The sequence below is a fragment of the Streptomyces albiflavescens genome, assembly GCF_014645835.1.
Lineage (GTDB): Bacteria > Actinomycetota > Actinomycetes > Streptomycetales > Streptomycetaceae > Streptomyces > Streptomyces albiflavescens.
In genome coordinates this window covers 64393-84491 of the sequence record NZ_BMMM01000010.1, presented here as the reverse complement: position 1 = coordinate 84491, position 20099 = coordinate 64393, and the positions used below count along the sequence as shown (strand labels likewise).

Below are 20099 nucleotides of genomic sequence, written 5' to 3'. Positions count from 1 at the left end.
GGATTGAGGAACACATGTCGTCCTATTTCACCGACCTGGCTCAGCAGTACATCGACGGCGAGTGGCGCCCGGGCACCGGCTCCTGGGACATCATCGACTTCAATCCGTACGACGGCGAGAAGCTGGCGTCGATCACGATAGCCACGGCGGGCGAGGTCGATCAGGCCTACCGCGCGGCCGAGCGCGCCCAGAAGGAATGGGGCGCGACCAACGCGTACACCCGGCGCGCGGTCTTCGAGAAGGCTCTGCGCATCATCGAGGAGCGCGAGGCCGAGATCACCGAGGTGATCATCGCCGAGCTCGGCGGCACCCACCTCAAGGCCGGCTTCGAACTGCACCTCGCCAAGGAGTTCCTGCGCGAGTCGATCCAGCTGGCGCTGCGCCCCGAGGGCAAGATCCTCCCCTCGCCGATCGACGGCAAGGAGAACCGCGTCTACAAGGTTCCCGTCGGCGTCGTCGGTGTGATCAGCCCCTTCAACTTCCCGTTCCTGCTGTCGATCAAGTCCGTCGCGCCCGCGCTCGCGCTGGGTAACGGCGTGGTCCTCAAGCCGCACCAGAACACCCCGATCGTGGGTGGCTCCCTGGTCGCCAAGGTCTTCGAGGACGCGGGCCTGCCGGGCGGTCTCCTCAACGTCGTCATCACCGACATAGCCGAGATAGGCGACGCCTTCATCGAGCACCCGGTGCCCAAGGTCATCTCCTTCACGGGCTCCGACAAGGTCGGCCGTCACGTCGCCACCGTCTGCGCCTCCCACTTCAAGCGCTCCGTCCTCGAACTGGGCGGCAACAGCGCCCTGGTGGTCCTCGACGACGCGGACATCGACTACGCGGTCGACGCGGCGGTCTTCAGCCGCTACGTCCACCAGGGTCAGGTCTGCATGGCCGCCAACCGTGTCCTCGTGGACCGCTCGATCGAGGCCGAGTTCACCGAGAAGTTCGTCGCCAAGGTCAAGACGCTGAAGGCCGGCGACCCGAGCGACCCGCAGACGGTCATCGGTCCGGTCATCAACTCCTCGCAGGCGGACGCGATTTCCGGCGCCGTCGAGCAGGCGATCGCGGAGGGCGCCACGGCCCTGGTGCACGGCACGACGACCGACAACCTGGTCGAGCCCTCCGTCCTGACCGGCGTCCCCGCCGACTCGTCCCTTCTCCAGCAGGAGATCTTCGGCCCGGTCGTCTTCCTCGTCCCCTTCGACGGCGAGGAGGAGGCTGTCCGCCTCGTCAACGACACCCCGTACGGACTGAGCGGCGCCGTCCACACGGGTGACATCGAGCGCGGCGTGAACTTCGCCAAGCAGATCGACACCGGCATGTTCCACGTCAACGACGGCACCGTGCACGACGAACCGCTGGTCCCCTTCGGCGGCGAGAAGCACTCCGGCATCGGCCGTCTGAACGGCGAGACGACCGTCGACGCGTTCACCACGGTGAAGTGGATCTCGGTGCAGCACGGCCGGAGCTTCTTCCCGTTCTAGGACGTCTTCGCCCTGCCGGGCCCTTGCGGACAGAAGCTGACCGCAAGGGCCCGTAGCTTCGTCGGTGTCAGGCAGAAGGTGCCGGGCAAGAGGTCCCGACGAAAGGCGGCCGGTCATGGTGACTCATGTGCGAGCGGAGGCTCAGGGTGACGAGCGCGGGGCGTTGCTCTCCTTCCTCGAGGAACAGCGGGGCGGTATCCGCCGGGCACTGCTCGGGCTGACCGAGGAGCAGGCGGCTTCGCGCCCCAGCGCGAGCGAGCTGTCGCTGTCCGGGCTGCTCAAGCACGTCGCCGAGACCGAACAGGGTTGGGTCGCCCGCGCCAAGGGTGAGTCCCCGGCCGTCAAGCGGGACGAGTCGAACTGGCACGAGTGTTTCGTCCTCGTCGACGGCGAGACCGTCGACGCGCAGCTCGCGTACTGGGAGAAGGTCGCCGCCGAGACGGACGCGTTCCTCCGCTCGGTGCCCAGCCTCGACGACACCTTCGCGCTCCCGAACGACCCTTGGTTCCCGCCGGAAGAGCGGGTCTCGATGCGCTGGCTGGCGCTCCATCTGATCCGCGAGACGGCCCGGCACGCCGGCCACGCCGACATCGTCCGCGAGTCCCTGGACGGCGCGACCGCCTTCGAGCTGGTGGCCAGGGAGCAGGCGGGCTGACGGGCCCGGCAGCGGGCGGGTCCACCCCGGCGCTCTAGTGTGGACCGCATGTCAGCGATCCGTCTCCTGGTGCTGGGCGCCGTCCGCCAGCACGGGCGGGCCCACGGCTACCAGGTGCGCAACGACCTGGAGTACTGGGGCGCGCACGAGTGGTCCAACGCCAAGCCCGGCTCGATCTACCACGCGCTCAAGCAGATGGCGAAGCAGGGACTGCTGCACGCCCACGAGATCGCGCCGTCGACGGCCGGCGGTCCGCCGCGCACCGAGTACGAGATCACGGACAAGGGCACCGAGGAGTTCCTGGCCCTCCTGCGCGAGTCCCTGACGTCGTACGACCAGAAGATGGACGTCAAGTCCGCGGCGATCGGCTTCATCGTCGATCTGCCGAGGAGCGAGGCGGTGGCGCTCCTGAAGGAGCGGATCCGGAGGATCGGGGAGTGGCGGGCCGCCGTCACCGAGCACTACGTGCCCGAGGACGGCCCCGAACAGCTCGGCCACATCGGCGAGATCATGAACCTCTGGGTGCACACCGCCGACGCCGACGCCGAGTGGACGCGCGGCCTGATCGCGCGGATCGAGGGCGGGGCCTACACCTTCGCGGGTGAGGGCGAGCCGTTCGTCGGCGTCCTGGCCGAGGGCGAGGAGAACCCGTACGCGACGGGAACGCCGCACCCGGGGGACCGCCACTAATCAAGTTTGACGAATAGGGCGACCGGGGTTACTTTCGAGAAGTAGTCAAGTTTGACTAGCGAGGGAGAGGTCAGTGGCCGACGCGGCGATCACCGTCGAAGGGGCACGCAAGAGGTACGGCGACAAGCAGGCGCTGGACGGACTCGACCTACTGGTCGGACGTGGCACGGTGCACGGAGTGCTCGGCCCCAACGGTGCGGGCAAGACGACCCTGGTCCGGATCCTGTCCACCCTGCTGCGGCCCGACGGGGGCCGCGTGGAGGTCGCGGGTCACGACGTGGTGCGCGAGGCGGGCCGGGTACGGCTGCGCATCGGGCTGCTCGGCCAGCACGCCGCGCTCGACGAGGAGCTCGGTGGACGCCAGAACCTGGAGATGTTCGGGCGCCTGCACCATCTGCGCGCCCGGCACGCGCGCGTACGGGCCGACCAGCTTTTGGAGCGCTTCGGGCTCGCGGACACCGGCCGCAAGGCGGTCAAGCGCTACAGCGGCGGCATGCGCCGCCGTCTGGACCTCGCCGCGTCCCTCGTCACCGACCCGGAGGTGCTCTTCCTGGACGAACCGACGACCGGGCTCGACCCGCGCGGCCGGACCGAGGTGTGGGCGTCGGTGCGCTCGCTGGTCGGCGGCGGCACCACGGTCCTGCTGACCACGCAGTATCTGGAGGAGGCCGACCAGCTCGCCGACCGCATCTCCGTCGTCGACCACGGGCGCGTCATCGCCGACGGCACGGCGGACGAGCTGAAGGCCCGCACCGGCGGCGACCGCATCGACGTGGTGCTGCGCGACGGGGGCCAACTGGGCGCCGCCGTGGCCCTGTTGCCCTTCCCCGCCGAGGGCGTCTCGGTGGACACCGACCGCCGGCTCCTCAGCGCCCCGGTCACCGACCGCATGACGGCGCTCGCCGGGGCCGTACGCGCCCTGGAGGAGGCCGGGATCGAGGCGGAGGACATCGCGCTGCGGCGGCCGACGCTGGACGAGGTGTTCCTGCACCTGACCGGAGACGACCACCGAGTGAAGGAGGCCGCGTGAGCACGACCTACGAGACGAGCAGCCCGGGTACGTACGGGGCATACGCCCTCGCCGACTGCTGGACCATGACCCGCCGCGAACTCGCCCACTGGGCACGGCAACCGGTCCAGGTGGCCGTCGGCCTCATCTTCCCGGTGATGCTGCTGCTGATGTTCGGCTATCTGATCGGCGGCGGCCGGGGCGTCGAGGGCGCCTACGTCGACTTCCTGGTGCCCGGCATGCTCGCGCTGACCATGGCCTTCGGCCTGGAGGGCACGATGCTGGCGGTCACCCAGGACCTCAACAAGGGCGTGATCGACCGCTTCAGGTCGATGCCCATGGCCAACGGCGCGGTCCTGGTGGGCCGTTCCGCCGCCGACATGCTTCAGTCGGGGCTCGGTCTCGCCGCCCTGATCGGCGTCGGGTACGCGATCGGCTGGCGTCCCCACGGCGGTCCGGGCGCCTTCCTGGGAGCCGTCGGCCTGCTCCTTCTGTTCCGTTTCGCGATGCTCTGGATCGGCATCGAGCTGGCGCTGGTCGCCGGGAAGCCGGAGATGGTCCAGGCCGTCCAGATCCTGGTCTGGCCGGTCGGCTTCCTGTCCAATGCCTTCGCGACCCCGGATTCCATGCCCGGCTGGCTGGGCACGGCGGTCGAGTGGAACCCGATGTCCCAGACGGCGACGGCGGTACGCGACCTGTTCGGCGGCCCCGGCGGGGAGCCGGGGCACCTCTGGGCGGCCGCGATCTGGCCGCTGGGTCTGCTGGCGGTGTTCTTTCCGCTGGCGGTACGGAGGTTCGGGCGGCTCAGTGTGTAGTCGGGGTCACTCCTCGAGCAGGTTGCGCAGGTCGATGTCGACCGGGAAGGGGACGATGGTGGTCAGCTTGTCGGTGTGGACGGGGCGGTCCGGGCGCGGGACGAATACGCCGCTGTCCTCGTCGCGCCAGAACTGGTGCACCTCCGGAACGTCGTTCTCGCCGCGCTCGACACGCCAGTAGTGGGCGATTCCGGCCTCGGCGTACATGGCGGGCTTGTGGAAACGGTCCATGCCGCGAGAGCCGGGTGAAACCACCTCGATGGCAAGTGCCACGCACGCGACCGGTGTGCAGTCCAGGGTGCGGATGTCGAGCCCGGTCCTGTCGTACACGATGAAGTCCGGCTTGGGGGCGTTGTTGTCGTCGAACTGGGTCCAGCGCTCAGTGTTGACGGCGTACGGCGGCCGCTTGGCGAGAGCCAGCGAGAGGTAAAGCCGGTCTCGGACCTGGTCGTGCCACCAGCTGGTAACCCCACGTACCACGATCTTCCCATCCACGAGTTCCCAGTCGAACGGGACGTCCAGCTCCTTGACCTGGTCCCACGTCCAGCCCTCCTCGGGCGGGAACATCCAGTTCTCGGGAGTGGCCCGCGGGTGCTGCTCGGTGTGTGCCTCTGCGGCCATGACTGCTCCCATGAAGGAGATCGTGAGTGGTGGTGCTCTCTGCTGTTCCCCTGACGACAGTAGTGTCACTCGCCCGAGTGAGGAGGCAACGTTCCTGCGTGCCTGGTCCTAGTGGTGGAAGCTGGTCGCCCTGTCCTTGTCGCGGGTCAAGGGGTGTGACTGTCGGCGCAGTTCGGGCAGCAGGCGGCTCAAGTCCTCCACGAAGAGGTCGGAGAGGTCGGTCGTGAAGCCGTTGCGGCACACCACGCGCAGGACGGCCAGGTCCTCGCGGTTCGCCGGGAAGGTGTACGCGGGCAGCAGCCAGCCGTGCTCGCGCATCCGCCGGGACACGTCGAACACGTCGTACGAGGTCACCTCGGGCGCCGTCGTGAAGGCGAAGACCGGCAGCTGGTCGCCCCGGGTGAGCAGCGTGAAGTCGCCCAGCGCCGAGATGCGCTCGGCGAGCCCGCGGGCCACGTCCCGGGTCGTCTGCTGCACCGCCCGATAGCCCTCGCGGCCCAGGCGCAGGAACGTGTAGTACTGCGCCACGACCTGTGCGCCCGGCCGGGAGAAGTTGAGCGCGAAGGTCGGCATGTCGCCGCCCAAGTAGTTGACCCGGAAGACGAGTTCCTCCGGCAGCTCGGCCGCCGACCGCCACAGCGCCCAGCCGACGCCCGGGTAGACCAGGCCGTACTTGTGCCCCGAGGTGTTGATCGACGACACCCTCGGGAGCCGGAAGTCCCAGACCATGTCCTCGTCGATGAAGGGCGCGATCATGGCTCCGGAGGCGCCGTCGACATGGACGGGGACGTCCAGGCCGGTGCGCTCCTGGAGTTCGTCGAGGGCAGCGCACAGCTCCGCGATGGGCTCGTAGGACCCGTCGAAGGTCGACCCGAGGATGCCGACGACCCCGATGGTGTTCTCGTCGCACAGCTCGGCCGCCGCGCGGGGGTCGAGGTGGAACCGGTCGCCCTCCATCGGGACCAGGCGCGGCTCGACCTCCCAGAAGTTGCAGAACTTGTCCCAGCAGACCTGGACGTTGATGCCCATGACGAGATTGGGGCGCGCCCCCGGATAGCGATCCGCGTTCCGCTGCGCCCAGCGTCGCTTCAGCGCCATCCCGGCCAGCATGCACGCCTCGCTCGACCCGGTGGTCGAACAGCCCACCGCGGCAGCCGGATCGGGCGCGTTCCACAGGTCGGCGAGCATCGCCACGCAGCGCCGCTCCAGCTCGGCCGTGCGCGGGTACTCGTCCTTGTCGATCATGTTCTTGTCCCGGCACTCCGCCATCAGGATGCCAGCCTGCGGTTCCATCCAGGTGGTGACGAAGGTGGCGAGGTTCAGCCGGGAGTTCCCGTCCAGCATGAGCTCGTCGTGGACGAGTTCGTACGCGATCGTGGGCGGCAGCGGGCCATCGGGGAGCCGGTGCTTCGGCGGCGCCTCGACCATGTCGCTGACCGGATTCGTCTCCCCGAAGAACGGGTTGACGGACCTCGGGTGCTCGTCGGGCTTCTCGTGGCCTCGGTGAAGTGGCATGACGTTTCCTCTCGTTTCCTAGCGGACCGGGCTTCCGTCGTCGTGGAGCTGCATCTGCGGTCTGCCGGTCACCAGCAGCCAGGCAGGCAGCGAGGCGATACACAAAAGGGCGAGGGTCGTCGGCGAGGCGACGAGGACCGCGGCGGTGAACAGGCTCACCCAGCCCTGCCGGGTGACGGCCAGGAGCATGCCCAGCACGCCCGCCGCCACGCCCACGGCGGGCTGGACGCCGGACACCAGGGCGTGGGCACAGAGACCGAGGGCGGTGCCCACGAACACGGCGGGGAAGATCCGGCCGCCGCGGAAGCCGCAGGACGCGGCGACCGCCAGGGCAGCCAGCTTCACCACCGTCATCGTGGCGAACTGCCCGGCCGACCAGCCCTCCGGGTTGCGGGCCAGCTCCGCGATCTGGTCCAGCCCCTTGAAGAGCGTCAGCGGGCCGCCCAGAGCCCCCAACGCCCCCAGGACGAGCCCGCCCACCGGAAGCATCAGCATCGGATGCCGCAGCCGCTGGAAGGCCGCGTGGAGGTACGGGAAGGCGTAGACGGCGCACATGCCGAGCAGCGCGCCGACCGACGCGACGACGATCGCCGCGAGCACGTCGCCCCCGTCAGGCCGGCCGATCGGGGGCAGGTGGAGGTCGAAGCTCGCGTGGTGGACCAGGTCGGTCGTCAGGGCGCCGGCCGCGGCGGCGGCCAGGGGAGCGAAGAGGTTGTCCCACAGCAGCCCCTTGATCGGCTTCCCGGCCAGCGACTCCGAGATGACCAGGGCGGCCGCCACCGGTGTGCCGAACAGCGCGCCGAGCGTCGCCGCCTCCGCCAGCGCCACCCACAGCCCGCCCGGCAGCCTGGAGACGAACCGGCGGCCCAGCCATACCGCCAGCCCGACGTTCACGGCGATGATCGGGTTCTCGGGGCCGAGGCTCGGGCCGCCCGCGAGCATCAGAGCGGCCGCCAGCAGCAGGCCCGGCAGCACGACGGGCGGCAGCGCGGGCGCGTTCAGCCCCATGGTGGCCGGGTCGGGCCCCGCGTGCCCCGGCACCTTCCACACCACCAGTCCGACCGCGATGCCGGTCGCGGTGAGCATGACGAACATCCACAGCACGGAGTAACGGCCGATCCCCAGGGCGTCGGGCAGGTTCTGCCACAGCACCCCCTGGAGCTTCTCGGCCGCCACGCTCACCCCGACGAAGAGCAGGCTGGACGCCACACCCACGACGAGAGCGGGCAGGATCAACGGCAGCAGGGCGCGCGCGGGGGCCGCGGGAGCGGTGGTGGGCGCCTGCTGCGCGGAGTCCTGGGCCACGGGCTCACCATATGCGGACGAAACGGGCCCAACATCCGGAGCGGCGCAGGCGAGGCACGCGGTGGAAACGGGCTTGCACCTCACGCCACGTGAGGGCCCACCGTGGAGTGCGTACCGACACAAGGAGCGGAAGTGAGCTACTCAGTGGGCCAGGTCGCCGGTTTCGCCGGGGTCACGGTGCGCACGCTGCACCACTACGACGAGATCGGCCTGCTCGCGCCCGGCGGGCGCAGCCACGCGGGCCACCGGCGCTACAGCGACGCCGACCTCGACCGGCTGCAGCAGATCCTGTTCTACCGAGAACTCGGCTTCCCGCTCGACGAGGTCGCCGCCCTGCTCGACGATCCCGACGCGGACCCGCGCGCGCATCTGCGCCGCCAGCACGAGTTGCTGACCGCCCGGATCGAGAAGCTGCAGAAGATGGCCGCGGCCGTGGAGCACGCCATGGAGGCACGCAAGATGGGGATCAATCTCACGCCCGAGGAGAGGTTCGAGGTCTTCGGCGACAAGGACCCGGAGCAGTACGCCGAGGAGGCGGAGCAGCGCTGGGGCGGCACCGAGGAGTACGCCGAGTCCCAGCGCCGGGCCGCCCGTTACACCAAGGACGACTGGAAGCGCGTACAGGCCGAGGTCGACGCCTGGAGCGAGCGCTACCAGGCCCTGATGGCCGCCGGTGAGCCGCCGGCCGGCCAGGCGGCCATGGACCTGGCCGAGGAACACCGCCGGCACATCTGCAAGTGGTTCTACGAGTGCTCGTACGAGCTCCACCAGTGCCTCGGCGCGATGTACGTCTCGGACGAGCGGTTCAAGGCGTTCTACGACGCCATGCGGCCGGGCCTCGCCGAGCACCTGAGGGACGCGATCACGGCGAACGCGGCGCGGCACGCGCGGGAAGCCTGACGGCGGCACGCGCGGGAAGACACGCGTAAGGGGCGTCGGTCCTGGCGGACGCCCCTTACGCGCGTGCGCTGCTCCTCGGACCCGCGTGCGCTACTCCTTGACCAGGACCACCGCCGTCCCGTACGCGCACACCTCCGTCCCCACGTCCGCCGCCTCCGTCACGTCGAAGCGGAACATCAGCACGCCGTTGCCGCCACGCGCGCGTGCTTGCTCGACGAGCCGCTCCATGGCCTGGTTGCGGGTCTGCACGAGTGTCTTGGTGAGCCCCTTGAGCTCACCGCCGATCATCGACTTCAGACCCGCGCCGATCTGGCTGCCCAGGTGCCGGGAGCGCACGGTGAGGCCGAAGACCTCACCGATGACCTGCTGGACGCGGTAACCGGGTACGTCGTTCGTCGTCACGACCAGGACGTCCGACCGGGGTCCCTGGCCGCCGCCGTAATCATCGATGTCCATGGCTCACAGCTTTGTCCCAGTCACCCCACAGTGCATCCTGGAGTCACCGGTGGAACCTGGGGTCGACACATGGCGTTGATAGCTTTGTTCGGCCGTATCAGGACGCCGTATCTTCCTCCACCCCTTCAGGAGCCCGGAACCGTGACGACGCTTGCCCTTGGTCCAAGCTGGCTGGATCCGAACGCGCTCCTGGACAACTTCGGCATCTGGGGCCTGCTGCTCATCGTCTTCGCCGAGTCCGGCCTGCTCATCGGCTTCTTCCTGCCGGGCGACTCGCTGCTGTTCACCTGCGGCCTGCTGATCACCGCGGGCACGATGGACTTCCCTCTGTGGGCGGCCATCCTGCTGATCTGCCTCGCCGCGATCCTCGGCGACCAGGCGGGCTACCTCTTCGGCAAGAAGGTCGGCCCCTCGCTCTTCACCCGCCCGAACTCCCGCCTGTTCAAGCAGGAGAACGTGGTCAAGGCCCACGAGTTCTTCGAGAAGTACGGGCCCAAGTCCCTGGTCCTGGCCCGCTTCGTGCCCATCGTGCGCACGTTCACGCCGATCATCGCCGGCGTCTGCGGCATGAAGTACCGCTCGTTCATCACCTTCAACATCATCGGTGGCGTCCTGTGGGGCGCGGGTGTCACGCTGCTCGGCTCCTGGCTCGGCAACATCGGCTTCGTCCACAAGAACATCGAAGCGATCCTGATCCTGATCGTCCTCGTCTCGGTGGTCCCGATCATCATCGAGTTCCTGCGGGCCCGCTCCAAGGCCAAGAAGAACCCGCCGCAGGAGCCCGCCCAGACCCCGGCCCAGACGCAGACCGCGCCTCCGGTCATGGACGACGCGACGAGGCCGCTCCGGCTGCAGAACCCCCCGTACGGCAACCAGCCCCACCAGGACCAGGGTTACCCGCATCAGCAGCAGTACCAGGAGCCCTACCCCCAGCAGTACCAGGAGCCCTACCCGCAGCAGTACCAGGAGCCGTACCAGCAGCCCTACGGCTACGACCAGGGCTATGACCAAGGCCAGGCCTACCCGCCTCAGCAGTACCCCCAGGGTCACCAGCAGCAGCCGTACGCCTCGGACCAGGGCTACTACGGCGAGGGGTACCCCCAGAACCGGGGCTGAGCTGTCAGGGGCGCGAGACACCGCGCGACGAGTCGGGGACGACCCGAAGCCGCCGCCCGACAGACAGCACCGAGCTGTCGGGCGCCCGGCCCTCAGAACCCTCGCGTCCGCTTCGCGGCCCGGCGGCCGGCGGCGGTACCGCCAGGAACGCGCAAGAACAGCCGAGAGATCTCCGACCCCAGATTCACCCCGATGGCGATGGCCATGGCGAGCGCGGCGGCCTTGCTGAGAGACACCAGCCCCTTGTCCACCTCGCTCTGCGCGATCGACAACAGCCCGAAATAGGTGGCCGATCCGGGCAGCAGGGGCCCGATCGCCGCGGTGGTGTACGGCAGCGCCGACGCGAACCGATACCGCGACAGCAGCTGCCCGAACAGCCCTACCAGCCCCGCCGCGACGGCTGTCGAGGCGACCGGCGAGATGCCGCCGGCGTAGTGCATCGCCCCGTACACCGACCAGGCCACACCCCCGTTGAGGGTCACCGCGAGGACGGTGGAGCGTTCCTGCTGGAGCAGGATCGCGAAGGTGAGCGACAGCAGCATGGACGCCGCGATCTGCAGAACGGGCCGCTCGGAGATGCCCAGGGCCTCGTCCGGATTGAGCTCGGCGCCCAGCTTCACGCCGAAATAGAGCACGACCAGGACGCCGACGACGATGCCCACGAAGAGGTACATGACCTCGAGCAGGCGCGCGGACGCCGTGATGTAGAAGCCGGTCAGCCCGTCCTGTACGCCCGCGACGAGCGCCCGCCCGGGCAGCAGCGCGAACAGCCCACCGGTGATCACGGCGGACGCCTTCACATCGACGTTCGCGAGCTGGAGCGCGACGCCGATCGCGGCCGCGGGCATCGCGGCCACCGTGAACTGGTAGAACTCCGGCAGGCCGCGCCCCGCGCACAGCCACGCCAGCCGGTCGCCCAGCATCGCGCCGAGCGCCGCGGCGACGAACACGACCGCGTCACCGCCGACGAGCACCGAGGCCGCTCCGGCGAGCAGCCCACCGGCCGCGGTCAGCACCCAGCCGGGATACGGGTGCCGGTTGCGCCGGATCTCGGCGAGCCGCCGGTACGCCTCCTCCAGCGAGATCGCGGCCTCCGGGTCGCTCAGATCGTCGACGAGCCGGTACACGGCCGCGAGCCGCGTGTAGTCGGTGCCCCGGCGGCGTACGGTCCGAGAGGCCGTCACGGGGTCGTCCACGAGGGACGGCTGGTGCGAGATGGACAGCAGCGTGAAGGTGACGTTCGGCTCGCAGCGGTCGAGCCCGTACGAGCGGCAGACGGCGAACATCGCCGCCTCCACGTCCTCCGCGCCCTCACCGCCCGCGAGAAGCAACTCGCCGATACGCAGCGTCAGGTCGAGCACGCGCGGGACGGCCGGACCCGACTCGTCCTCCTTCTGCACCGGTTCGGGCGCCGGACGCTCGGCCACCGGCATGCGCAGCATCGTGCGCATGCGGTCCTGCCAGGGCACGTCCTTGGCGAGGCTGACCACAGGTATGCCGGTCGCCGGGGTGAAGGCGGGCGGTGCGTGCTTGGCGCTGTACGTGCGCGGAGTGCTGAACGCCGAACCCTCCGCCTCGGCGCCGGGCGGCTGCGGCACGTCGAGCCCCTTGGGGAGCGCGAACTCGGACGTCGTCGACGCCTCGTCGTCGGCCGCCGGCGGCTGCGGCGGCGCCACACCGGCCGGCTGGGTGAACGCACTCCTCGCCTCGTCCGACTGCGGCTTGCGGTCTTCCGCCTCCGGGTCCGACACCACCACTCCCGACTAGGACCTCTCGTAGGCCCCAGTATGCGTACGGATACACGAACGGGCCGCGCGACCCCGTCAGGGTCACGCGGCCCGCAGGTCACAAGGCGTCAGTGACCGCCCTGCTCCTTGAAGCGCTTGTAGGAACGCTCGATCTCGGCCTCGGCCTCGGTGCGGCCCACCCAGTTGGCGCCCTCGACGGACTTGCCGGGCTCCAGGTCCTTGTAGACCTCGAAGAAGTGCTGGATCTCCAGGCGGTCGAACTCCGACACGTGGTGGATGTCGCGCAGGTGCTCCACACGCGGGTCGTGCGCCGGGACGCACAGCAGCTTGTCGTCGCCGCCGGCCTCGTCGGTCATGCGGAACATGCCGATCGTGCGGCACTGGATGAGGCAGCCCGGGAAGGTCGGCTCGTCCAGAATGACCAGGGCGTCCAGCGGGTCGCCGTCCTCGCCGAGGGTGTTCTCGACGAAGCCGTAGTCGGCCGGGTAGCTGGTCGAAGTGAAGAGTCGACGGTCCAGGCGGATCCGACCGGTCTCGTGGTCCACCTCGTACTTGTTCCGCGAACCCTTCGGAATCTCGATCGTGACGTCGAACTCCACCGGTGGCTCCTCCATGATCAACACATAGTTCTGGTGGTTAAGTGTCCCTCACGCAGGTGTGTGATCGCGAAAGGGGCTGGTGGTCGTGCCAGAGCTGAGGGCTTGGCGGGCCGCGAGACCGCATGTGGTGCGGGTCGCGCGGACGGTGAAACCGCATGTGGCGCGGTTCACTCAAGCCATGCGGCCGCGTTCCGTGCGGTTCACGACTCCCCAGCTCACGGCCGTCGCCGCCACCGTGGGCCTGGCGCTCGCGGCCGGGGCGGTGGCCGCGGCCGGTCCCTGGGACTCCTCCGGTCAGCGTACGGCGGAGCGCGACTGGGCCGCATCGCGGGAGGGCGAGGGTGGCACAGATCACGGCCATACGTCCGCTACGTCCCAGAAGGCGCCCCGGCCCGCGCCCAGCGCCGTCTCCGTCCTGGCCGGACTCGGCGGCTCCACCGGCACCGCGCCCACCGAGAAGGGCCTCGCGGACGTCCTGAATCCGCTCCTGGACAACGCCGCCCTGGGCGCGCGGCGCACCGCCGTCGTCGTCGACGTGGCGACCGGCAAGCGGCTGTACAGCAAGGGCGCCGACGAGGTCCAGACCCCGGCCTCCACCACGAAGATCGCCACCGCCGTCGCCGCGCTCGTGGCGCCGGGCCCCGACCACCGCATCGAGACACGTACGGTCCTGGAGCCCGACACCAAGGAGGTCGTCCTCGTCGGCGGCGGCGACCCGACGCTGACGGCGCGCAAGTCGGCCGACGGCTGGGCCGGCCTGCGCACCCTGGCCGACGACACGGCCACCGCCCTGAAAGCCCGTCACATGGACCGGGTGACGCTGTCGTACGACACCTCGCTGTACACCGGACCCGCGCTGCACCCCATCGGCATCAACGAGAACCTCGCGCAGGTCACCGCCCTGATGGTCGACGAGGCCCGCCTGAACGAGACGACGAGCGGACCGGCCGGGCGGGCCCTGGACCCGGCGGCGGACGCGGCCCGGAAGTTCGCGGACCTCCTCCACGACAAGGGCATCAGGACGACCTCCCCCGGCGCCTCGAAGGCGACGAGCCGCTCCCAGGCCCTGGCCTCGGTCTCCTCGCCGCCCATGTCCGCCCTGGTCGAGCGGATGCTGACCAACAGCGACAACGACATCGCGGAGGCCCTGGCCCGCCAGGTCGCCCTCGCCTCGGGCGAGCCGCCCAGCTTCGAGGGCGACGCCAAGGCGATCCACACGCAGCTGGAGAAGCTCGGACTCCCGCTGGGCGGCGCGGACTTCGCGGACGGCAGCGGCCTCAACCGCGCCGACCGGCTCTCCGCCGACCTGCTCACCGCGCTGCTGGCCAAGGCCGGGGACCCGGCCCACCCCGAACTCCGTACGGTCCTCACCGGCCTCCCCATCGCGGGCTTCACCGGCACCCTCAGCACCCGTTACACCGACGCCCCGACCGCCACCGGCGTCGTCCGCGCCAAGACCGGCACCCTGACCGGCGTGAACACCCTCGCCGGCACCGTCGTCGACACCGACGGCCGCCTCCTGGCCTTCGCCTTCCTCACGTCCGACGAGGCACACCCCCCGAACGCACTGGAGGCCAGAGCGGCCCTGGACCACACGGCAACGGCACTGGCGGCGTGCGGCTGCGGCTAACCGGTGTCACTGTGGGCCTGCAACGCCGGGTACCCGCCCCGACCGAGCCAGGCCCCTGCCGACGCAGGGGGCAGCAGGGGCATCGCAGGCCCCGTGACAGGCGGGCCCCCGGCAGGACGTACCCCTAACCGCAGCCGGACACGCTCACGTACGGTTGACGCATGACGAGCATCGGTGGTGCCGAGATGGTCGACTGGAATCTCGCGGTCGCGACCGCGACCCGGCTCGTGCGGCCGGGCCCCGAAGTGAGCCGCGACGAGGCCAGGTCCGTCGTCGCGGAACTGCGCCGGCACGCGAAAGCCTCGGAGGAGCACGTCCGGGGCTTTACCCGTATGGGCGAGGACATCGTGCACGACACCCCCGTACTCGTCGTCGACCGCCCCGGCTGGGTGCGGGCGAACGTCGCGGGGTTCCGGGAGATCCTCAAGCCACTCCTGGACAAGATGCAGGAGCGGCGGGGGAGCACCCCGGGCGGGGCCGTCCTCGGCGCCGTCGGCGGCAAGGTCACCGGCGTGGAGCTGGGCATGCTGCTGTCGTTCCTGTCGTCGAGGGTCCTCGGGCAGTACGAGACCTTCGCCCCGGCGACCCGTGAACTGCCCGCCGGTGAGAACGGCGGCGGCAGGCTCCTGCTGGTCGCGCCGAACATCGTGCACGTGGAGCGCGAACTCGACGTGGAGCCCCACGACTTCCGCCTCTGGGTCTGCCTGCACGAGGAAACCCACCGCACCCAGTTCACGGCCGTGCCCTGGCTGCGCGACCACCTGGAGGGCGAAATCCAGTCTTTCTTGGGGGAGACGGACGTCGACCCCATGACCGTCCTGGAGCGCATCAGGGAGGCCGCGCAGTCGCTCGCGGGCTCGCGCCCCGACACGGAGGAGGACGACGGCGGCCGCTCCCTGGTGGAAATCGTGCAGACGCCCGCCCAGCGCGAGATCCTCGGCCGGCTCACCGCGGTGATGTCCCTCCTGGAGGGCCACGCGGACTTCGTCATGGACGGAGTGGGCCCGGCGGTGGTCCCGTCCGTCGGCGAGATCCGCGAGAAGTTCCAGCAGCGCCGCGCGAAGGGGGCCTCCCGTCTCGACCTGGCGCTGCGCAAGCTGCTCGGTCTGGACGCCAAACTGAGGCAGTACAGGGACGGCGAGCGGTTCGTACGGGCGGTTGTCGACCAGGTCGGCATGGACGGGTTCAACCGCGTGTGGACCTCCCCGAACACCCTCCCGACCAAGACGGAGATCGCCAAACCGGCGGACTGGGTCGCGCGGGTGCACCGCAAAGCGGAGTCGTGAACCCTACGGGAAGGTCGTGAAACGAATCCGGCCGACGGCAGGCGAACGCCCCACCAATCACCCGTCCGAGGGACCGTGGGGCATGGGTAGGCGTGCAATGCTCGGGGAACGGCCCGGTTCTGTCACCATCTACACACTCTGAGTGACCGACCTCGGGCTCACCCCCCGAAAACTTCATGAAGGGAACCGGACATGGGTCCCCATCCTGCGGTCGCGGCGATACGCCTGGCGGTTCGCCGCGTACTCCACGACATCCTCACCGAGCACCCGCCCGCCCCCGACATCCGGCGCACGCCCGTTTCTGGTGCCGCGCGCCCGTCCGCCCCCGATGCGGAGCGCGTGCCCGCCCCCGGTACGCGACGCACCATCAGCCATGCCCAGCCCCCGCACGAGCAGCCCCTCTCAGGCGCCCTGCTGCGCTCGAGCAGTGAGGCACCCCCTCCGCCGCTCGTGCTCGTCGCATGCTCCGGTGGCGCCGACTCCATGGCGCTCGCTTCCGCCCTCGCCTTCGAAGCCCCCAAACTCGGCATCCGCGCCGGTGGCATCACCGTCGACCACGGTCTGCAGCCCGGCTCCGACCTGCGCGCCCACGAAGTCGTGCTGCGCCTCACCGAACTGGGGCTCACCCCCGCCGAGTCCATCGCCGTCACCGTCGGCCGCGACGGCGGGCCCGAGGCCGCGGCCCGCGACGCCCGGTACGCCGCCCTGGACGCCGCCGCCGAGCGCCACGGCGCCGCCGCGATCCTGCTCGGCCACACCCGCGACGACCAAGCCGAAACCGTCCTGCTCGGCCTCGCCCGCGGCTCCGGCATCCGCTCCCTGTCCGGAATGGCCGCGGTCTCGGGGGCCGACGGCCGTTACCGCCGCCCGTTCCTGCACCTGGACCGGCAGACCGCCCGCAAGGCCTGCATGGCCCAGTCGCTGCCCGTCTGGGACGACCCGCACAACGCCGACCCGGCCTATACCCGCTCCCGGCTGCGCCACGAGGGCCTGCCCGCCCTGGAGAAGGCGCTCGGCAAGGGCGTCGTCGAGGCACTCGCCCGTACCGCCCAGCTCTCCCGCGACGACGCCGACGCCCTGGACGCCTGGGCCAGCCAGGCCGAGGCCTCCGTACGCGACGCGGCCGGCCTCCTGGAGTGCGCCAAGCTCTACGCCCTGCCCCCCGCCGTACGCCGCCGCATCCTGCGCCGCGCCGCCATCGAGGCGGGCGCCCCGGCCGGTTCGCTGTTCGCCCGCCACATCGAAGAAGTCGACCGGCTGATCACCGGCTGGCGCGGCCAGGGAGCCATCAATCTCCCGGGCAAAGTCGTCGCTCAGCGCCAGGGTGGCAGACTGGTTATTCGGCAAGGCTGAAACCGGACCCTCCACCGGGACCGCTTACGCGGTACGTGGGCGGTCCGAGCGGCCGGTGGGACGGACGACCGAAAGTGATGCGGGTGGACGCGAAAGACATGAGCACCGACCTCAAGTCGGTGCTCATCACCAAGGAAGAGATCGACGCCAAGCTGGCTGAGCTGGCCGCGAAGATCGACGCGGAGTACGCGGGCAAGGACCTGTTGATCGTCGGTGTCCTCAAGGGCGCCGTGATGGTCATGGCGGACCTGGCGCGTGCGCTGTCCACCCCCGTCACCATGGACTGGATGGCCGTGTCCTCGTACGGCGCGGGCACCCAGTCCTCCGGTGTGGTGCGGATCCTCAAGGACCTCGACACCGACATCAAGGGCAAGCACGTCCTCATCGTCGAGGACATCATCGACTCCGGGCTGACCCTGTCCTGGCTGATCTCCAACCTCGGCTCCCGCGAGCCCGCCTCTCTCAAGGTGTGCACGCTGCTGCGCAAGCCGGAGGCGGCCAAGGTCGCGATCGACGTGGAGTGGGTCGGCTTCGACATCCCGAACGAGTTCGTCATCGGCTACGGCCTCGACTACGCGGAGAAGTACCGCAACCTCCCGTTCGTCGGTACGCTCGCGCCTCACGTCTACGGCGGCTGAGCGCCCGCCCTTTCCGAGGGCGGCTCAGTCCCTGTAAGACGATCGGGAACCCCAGCGGGTTTCGCGCCGTTGGAGCATGCGTAGGCGGGAATGCCAGCAGTCCCCTGCGGCTTCGGGTGACAATGCTGGGGTACCGTCCGAAGAACAGTCTTTATCAAACTCACTATGGCAGGAGGGACGGGGCGGCACCGCTCCGTATGGATGGACGTGAAGCGATACTTCCGTGGGCCGGTCATGTGGATCGTGCTGGCCGTCCTTGCCGTGGTCGTGTTGATGCAGGTCGTCGGTTCGTCCGGCGGCTACAAGACGGTGGACACCGGCCAGGTCGTCCAGGCGATCAATAACAACAAGGTCGAGTCAGCCAAGATCACCACCGGCGACGAGCAGATCATCAAGGTCTCGCTCAAGGACGGCTCAAAGGTCGAAGGCAGCTCGAAGATCCAGTCGAGCTACATCGGCGACCAGGGCGTGGCCCTGGCCAACACACTGCAGGAGAAGTACCAGAACAAGCAGATTCCGGACGGCTACACGGTCTCGCCGTCCAAGCAGAACCCGTTCGTCGGCATCCTGCTGTCTCTGCTCCCCTTCGTCCTCATCGTCGTCGTCTTCCTGTTCCTGATGAACCAGATGCAGGGCGGCGGCTCCCGAGTCATGAACTTCGGGAAGTCCAAGGCGAAGCTCATCACCAAGGACACCCCGAAGACGACCTTCGCGGACGTCGCGGGTTCGGACGAGGCGGTCGAGGAGCTCCAGGAGATCAAGGAGTTCCTCCAGGAGCCGGCGAAGTTCCAGGCCGTCGGGGCGAAGATCCCCAAGGGCGTGCTCCTGTACGGGCCTCCTGGTACCGGTAAGACGCTGCTCGCGCGCGCTGTCGCGGGCGAGGCCGGCGTTCCCTTCTACTCGATCTCCGGTTCCGACTTCGTCGAGATGTTCGTCGGTGTCGGTGCCTCCCGAGTCCGAGACCTGTTCGAGCAGGCCAAGGCGAACGCTCCGGCGATCGTCTTCGTCGACGAGATCGACGCGGTCGGCCGTCACCGCGGCGCCGGCCTCGGCGGCGGTCACGACGAGCGCGAGCAGACGCTGAACCAGCTGCTCGTCGAGATGGACGGCTTCGACGTGAAGGGCGGCGTCATCCTGATCGCCGCCACGAACCGGCCCGACATCCTCGACCCGGCCCTCCTGCGCCCGGGCCGCTTCGACCGCCAGATCGCGGTCGACCGCCCGGACATGCAGGGCCGTCTGGAGATCCTCAAGGTTCACCAGAAGGGCAAGCCGGTCGCCCCGGACGTCGACCTGTCGGCGGTCGCGCGGCGTACGCCGGGCTTCACGGGCGCGGACCTGTCGAACGTGCTGAACGAAGCGGCGCTGCTCACCGCGCGCAGCAACGGCAAGCTGATCGACAACACCATGCTGGACGAGGCGATCGACCGTGTCGTGGCGGGCCCGCAGAAGCGGACCCGGATCATGTCGGACAAGGAGAAGAAGATCACCGCGTACCACGAGGGCGGTCACGCCCTGGTCGCGGCGGCATCTCCGAACTCCGACCCGGTCCACAAGATCACGATCCTGTCGCGCGGCCGTGCCCTCGGCTACACGATGGTCCTGCCGGACGAGGACAAGTACTCCACCACGCGCAACGAGATGCTGGACCAGCTCGCGTACATGCTGGGCGGCCGCGCTGCCGAGGAGCTCGTCTTCCACGACCCGACCACGGGCGCTGCGAACGACATCGAGAAGGCCACTGCCACGGCCCGCGCGATGGTCACGCAGTACGGCATGACCGAGCGTCTCGGCGCGATCAAGTTCGGCGGCGACAACACCGAGCCCTTCCTGGGCCGGGAGATGTCGCACCCGCGCGACTACTCGGAAGAGGTCGCCGCGCTCGTCGACGAAGAGGTCAAGAAGCTCATCGAGAACGCGCACAACGAGGCCTGGGAAATCCTGGTCGAGAACCGCGATGTCCTCGACGCGCTGGTGCTCCAGCTGCTGGAGAAGGAGACGCTGAGCAAGGAGCAGATCGCCGAGATCTTCGCTCCCATCGTCAAGCGCCCGGCCCGCCCCGCGTGGACCGGCTCCTCCCGCCGCACCCCGTCCACCCGCCCGCCGGTGCTCTCCCCCAAGGAGCTGTCACTGACGAACGGGGCGAACGGCTCGACGGCGGCCATCGCCAGCGCGACGGAGTCCGTCCCGGTGACGGAGGCGGCCACGGAGGACCGCACCGAGGGCTGATTCCTGGCTCTAGGCGGCCTCACCAGGCCCGGAATGAATGCCGCACCCCCCAGGTTCTA

Annotated in this window: 18 protein-coding genes; 12 read left to right on the top strand and 6 right to left on the bottom strand. The window is 69.7% G+C overall.

Annotation, left to right across the window (positions count from 1 at the left end; genetic code table 11):
• The first annotated feature begins 14 nt into the window (after positions 1 to 14).
• The 5 genes from IEY95_RS26030 (at position 15) to IEY95_RS26010 (ending at position 4644) form a co-directional block, all read left to right on the top strand.
• Entirely contained in the window at positions 15 to 1475 is a 1461-nt protein-coding gene (locus tag IEY95_RS26030; RefSeq protein ID WP_189188561.1) for an aldehyde dehydrogenase family protein, read from the top strand.
• A 115-nt stretch (positions 1476 to 1590) separates the two neighbouring features.
• Positions 1591 to 2130, top strand: coding sequence for a DinB family protein (locus tag IEY95_RS26025; protein WP_189188560.1), 540 nt, complete (start codon positions 1591 to 1593; stop codon positions 2128 to 2130).
• Between the two features lie 48 nt (positions 2131 to 2178).
• Positions 2179 to 2820, top strand: a complete 642-nt coding sequence (locus IEY95_RS26020) for a PadR family transcriptional regulator (RefSeq protein WP_189188559.1) — start codon at positions 2179 to 2181, stop codon at positions 2818 to 2820.
• A 73-nt stretch (positions 2821 to 2893) separates the two neighbouring features.
• A complete protein-coding gene (locus IEY95_RS26015) occupies positions 2894 to 3850 on the top strand; it encodes an ATP-binding cassette domain-containing protein (RefSeq protein ID WP_189188558.1) in 957 nt (318 codons plus the stop codon).
• A 65-nt stretch (positions 3851 to 3915) separates the two neighbouring features.
• Positions 3916 to 4644 carry an ABC transporter permease gene (locus tag IEY95_RS26010; RefSeq protein WP_189188782.1) on the top strand — a complete coding sequence of 243 codons (729 nt, stop codon included), beginning with the start codon at positions 3916 to 3918 and terminating at the stop codon, positions 4642 to 4644.
• Positions 4645 to 4650: 6 nt separating this feature from the next.
• Here the strand turns inward: IEY95_RS26010 and IEY95_RS26005 are convergent, their stop codons facing one another.
• From IEY95_RS26005 to IEY95_RS25995, 3 genes are all read right to left on the bottom strand, one after another.
• On the bottom strand, positions 4651 to 5265 hold the full coding sequence (locus tag IEY95_RS26005) for a Uma2 family endonuclease (protein WP_189188557.1): 615 nt from the start codon (positions 5263 to 5265) through the stop codon (positions 4651 to 4653).
• 108 nt (positions 5266 to 5373) lie between these two features.
• Positions 5374 to 6780: a glutamate decarboxylase gene (gad, locus tag IEY95_RS26000; protein ID WP_189188556.1), complete on the bottom strand. Its 1407-nt coding sequence runs from the start codon at positions 6778 to 6780 to the stop codon at positions 5374 to 5376.
• A gap of 18 nt (positions 6781 to 6798) precedes the next feature.
• Complete coding sequence (locus tag IEY95_RS25995) at positions 6799 to 8085, bottom strand: ion channel protein (protein WP_189188555.1); 1287 nt, start codon at positions 8083 to 8085, stop codon at positions 6799 to 6801.
• Between the two features lie 132 nt (positions 8086 to 8217).
• On the opposite strand from IEY95_RS25995, the gene IEY95_RS25990 reads away from it, so the two are divergent.
• The gene (locus tag IEY95_RS25990; protein WP_189188554.1) at positions 8218 to 8985 is read left to right on the top strand and encodes a MerR family transcriptional regulator; all 768 of its coding nucleotides are present in this window, start codon (positions 8218 to 8220) and stop codon (positions 8983 to 8985) included.
• Positions 8986 to 9075: 90 nt separating this feature from the next.
• On the opposite strand, the gene IEY95_RS25985 is transcribed toward IEY95_RS25990, so the two are convergent.
• Positions 9076 to 9441, bottom strand: coding sequence for a YbjQ family protein (locus IEY95_RS25985; RefSeq protein WP_189188553.1), 366 nt, complete (start codon positions 9439 to 9441; stop codon positions 9076 to 9078).
• Between the two features lie 141 nt (positions 9442 to 9582).
• Between IEY95_RS25985 and IEY95_RS25980 the strand changes: the two genes are divergently transcribed.
• A complete protein-coding gene (locus tag IEY95_RS25980; protein ID WP_189188552.1) occupies positions 9583 to 10557 on the top strand; it encodes a DedA family protein in 975 nt (324 codons plus the stop codon).
• Positions 10558 to 10649: 92 nt separating this feature from the next.
• On the opposite strand, the gene IEY95_RS25975 is transcribed toward IEY95_RS25980, so the two are convergent.
• Both IEY95_RS25975 and IEY95_RS25970 read right to left on the bottom strand, forming a co-directional pair.
• Positions 10650 to 12308 carry a threonine/serine exporter family protein gene (locus IEY95_RS25975; protein ID WP_189188551.1) on the bottom strand — a complete coding sequence of 553 codons (1659 nt, stop codon included), beginning with the start codon at positions 12306 to 12308 and terminating at the stop codon, positions 10650 to 10652.
• A 104-nt stretch (positions 12309 to 12412) separates the two neighbouring features.
• On the bottom strand, positions 12413 to 12904 hold the full coding sequence (locus IEY95_RS25970) for an inorganic diphosphatase (protein ID WP_148012437.1): 492 nt from the start codon (positions 12902 to 12904) through the stop codon (positions 12413 to 12415).
• A 79-nt stretch (positions 12905 to 12983) separates the two neighbouring features.
• Between IEY95_RS25970 and dacB the strand changes: the two genes are divergently transcribed.
• The 5 genes from dacB (at position 12984) to ftsH (ending at position 20040) form a co-directional block, all read left to right on the top strand.
• Complete coding sequence (gene dacB / locus IEY95_RS25965) at positions 12984 to 14534, top strand: D-alanyl-D-alanine carboxypeptidase/D-alanyl-D-alanine endopeptidase (protein WP_189188550.1); 1551 nt, start codon at positions 12984 to 12986, stop codon at positions 14532 to 14534.
• A gap of 161 nt (positions 14535 to 14695) precedes the next feature.
• A complete protein-coding gene (locus IEY95_RS25960; RefSeq protein WP_189188549.1) occupies positions 14696 to 15820 on the top strand; it encodes an Rv3626c family coenzyme F420 biosynthesis-associated protein in 1125 nt (374 codons plus the stop codon).
• Between the two features lie 192 nt (positions 15821 to 16012).
• Positions 16013 to 17173, top strand: coding sequence for a tRNA lysidine(34) synthetase TilS (gene tilS, locus IEY95_RS25955; protein ID WP_189188548.1), 1161 nt, complete (start codon positions 16013 to 16015; stop codon positions 17171 to 17173).
• 77 nt (positions 17174 to 17250) lie between these two features.
• Entirely contained in the window at positions 17251 to 17811 is a 561-nt protein-coding gene (gene hpt, locus IEY95_RS25950) for a hypoxanthine phosphoribosyltransferase (protein ID WP_189188547.1), read from the top strand.
• 201 nt (positions 17812 to 18012) lie between these two features.
• A complete protein-coding gene (ftsH, locus tag IEY95_RS25945) occupies positions 18013 to 20040 on the top strand; it encodes an ATP-dependent zinc metalloprotease FtsH (protein WP_189188781.1) in 2028 nt (675 codons plus the stop codon).
• Positions 20041 to 20099: the final 59 nt, after the last annotated feature.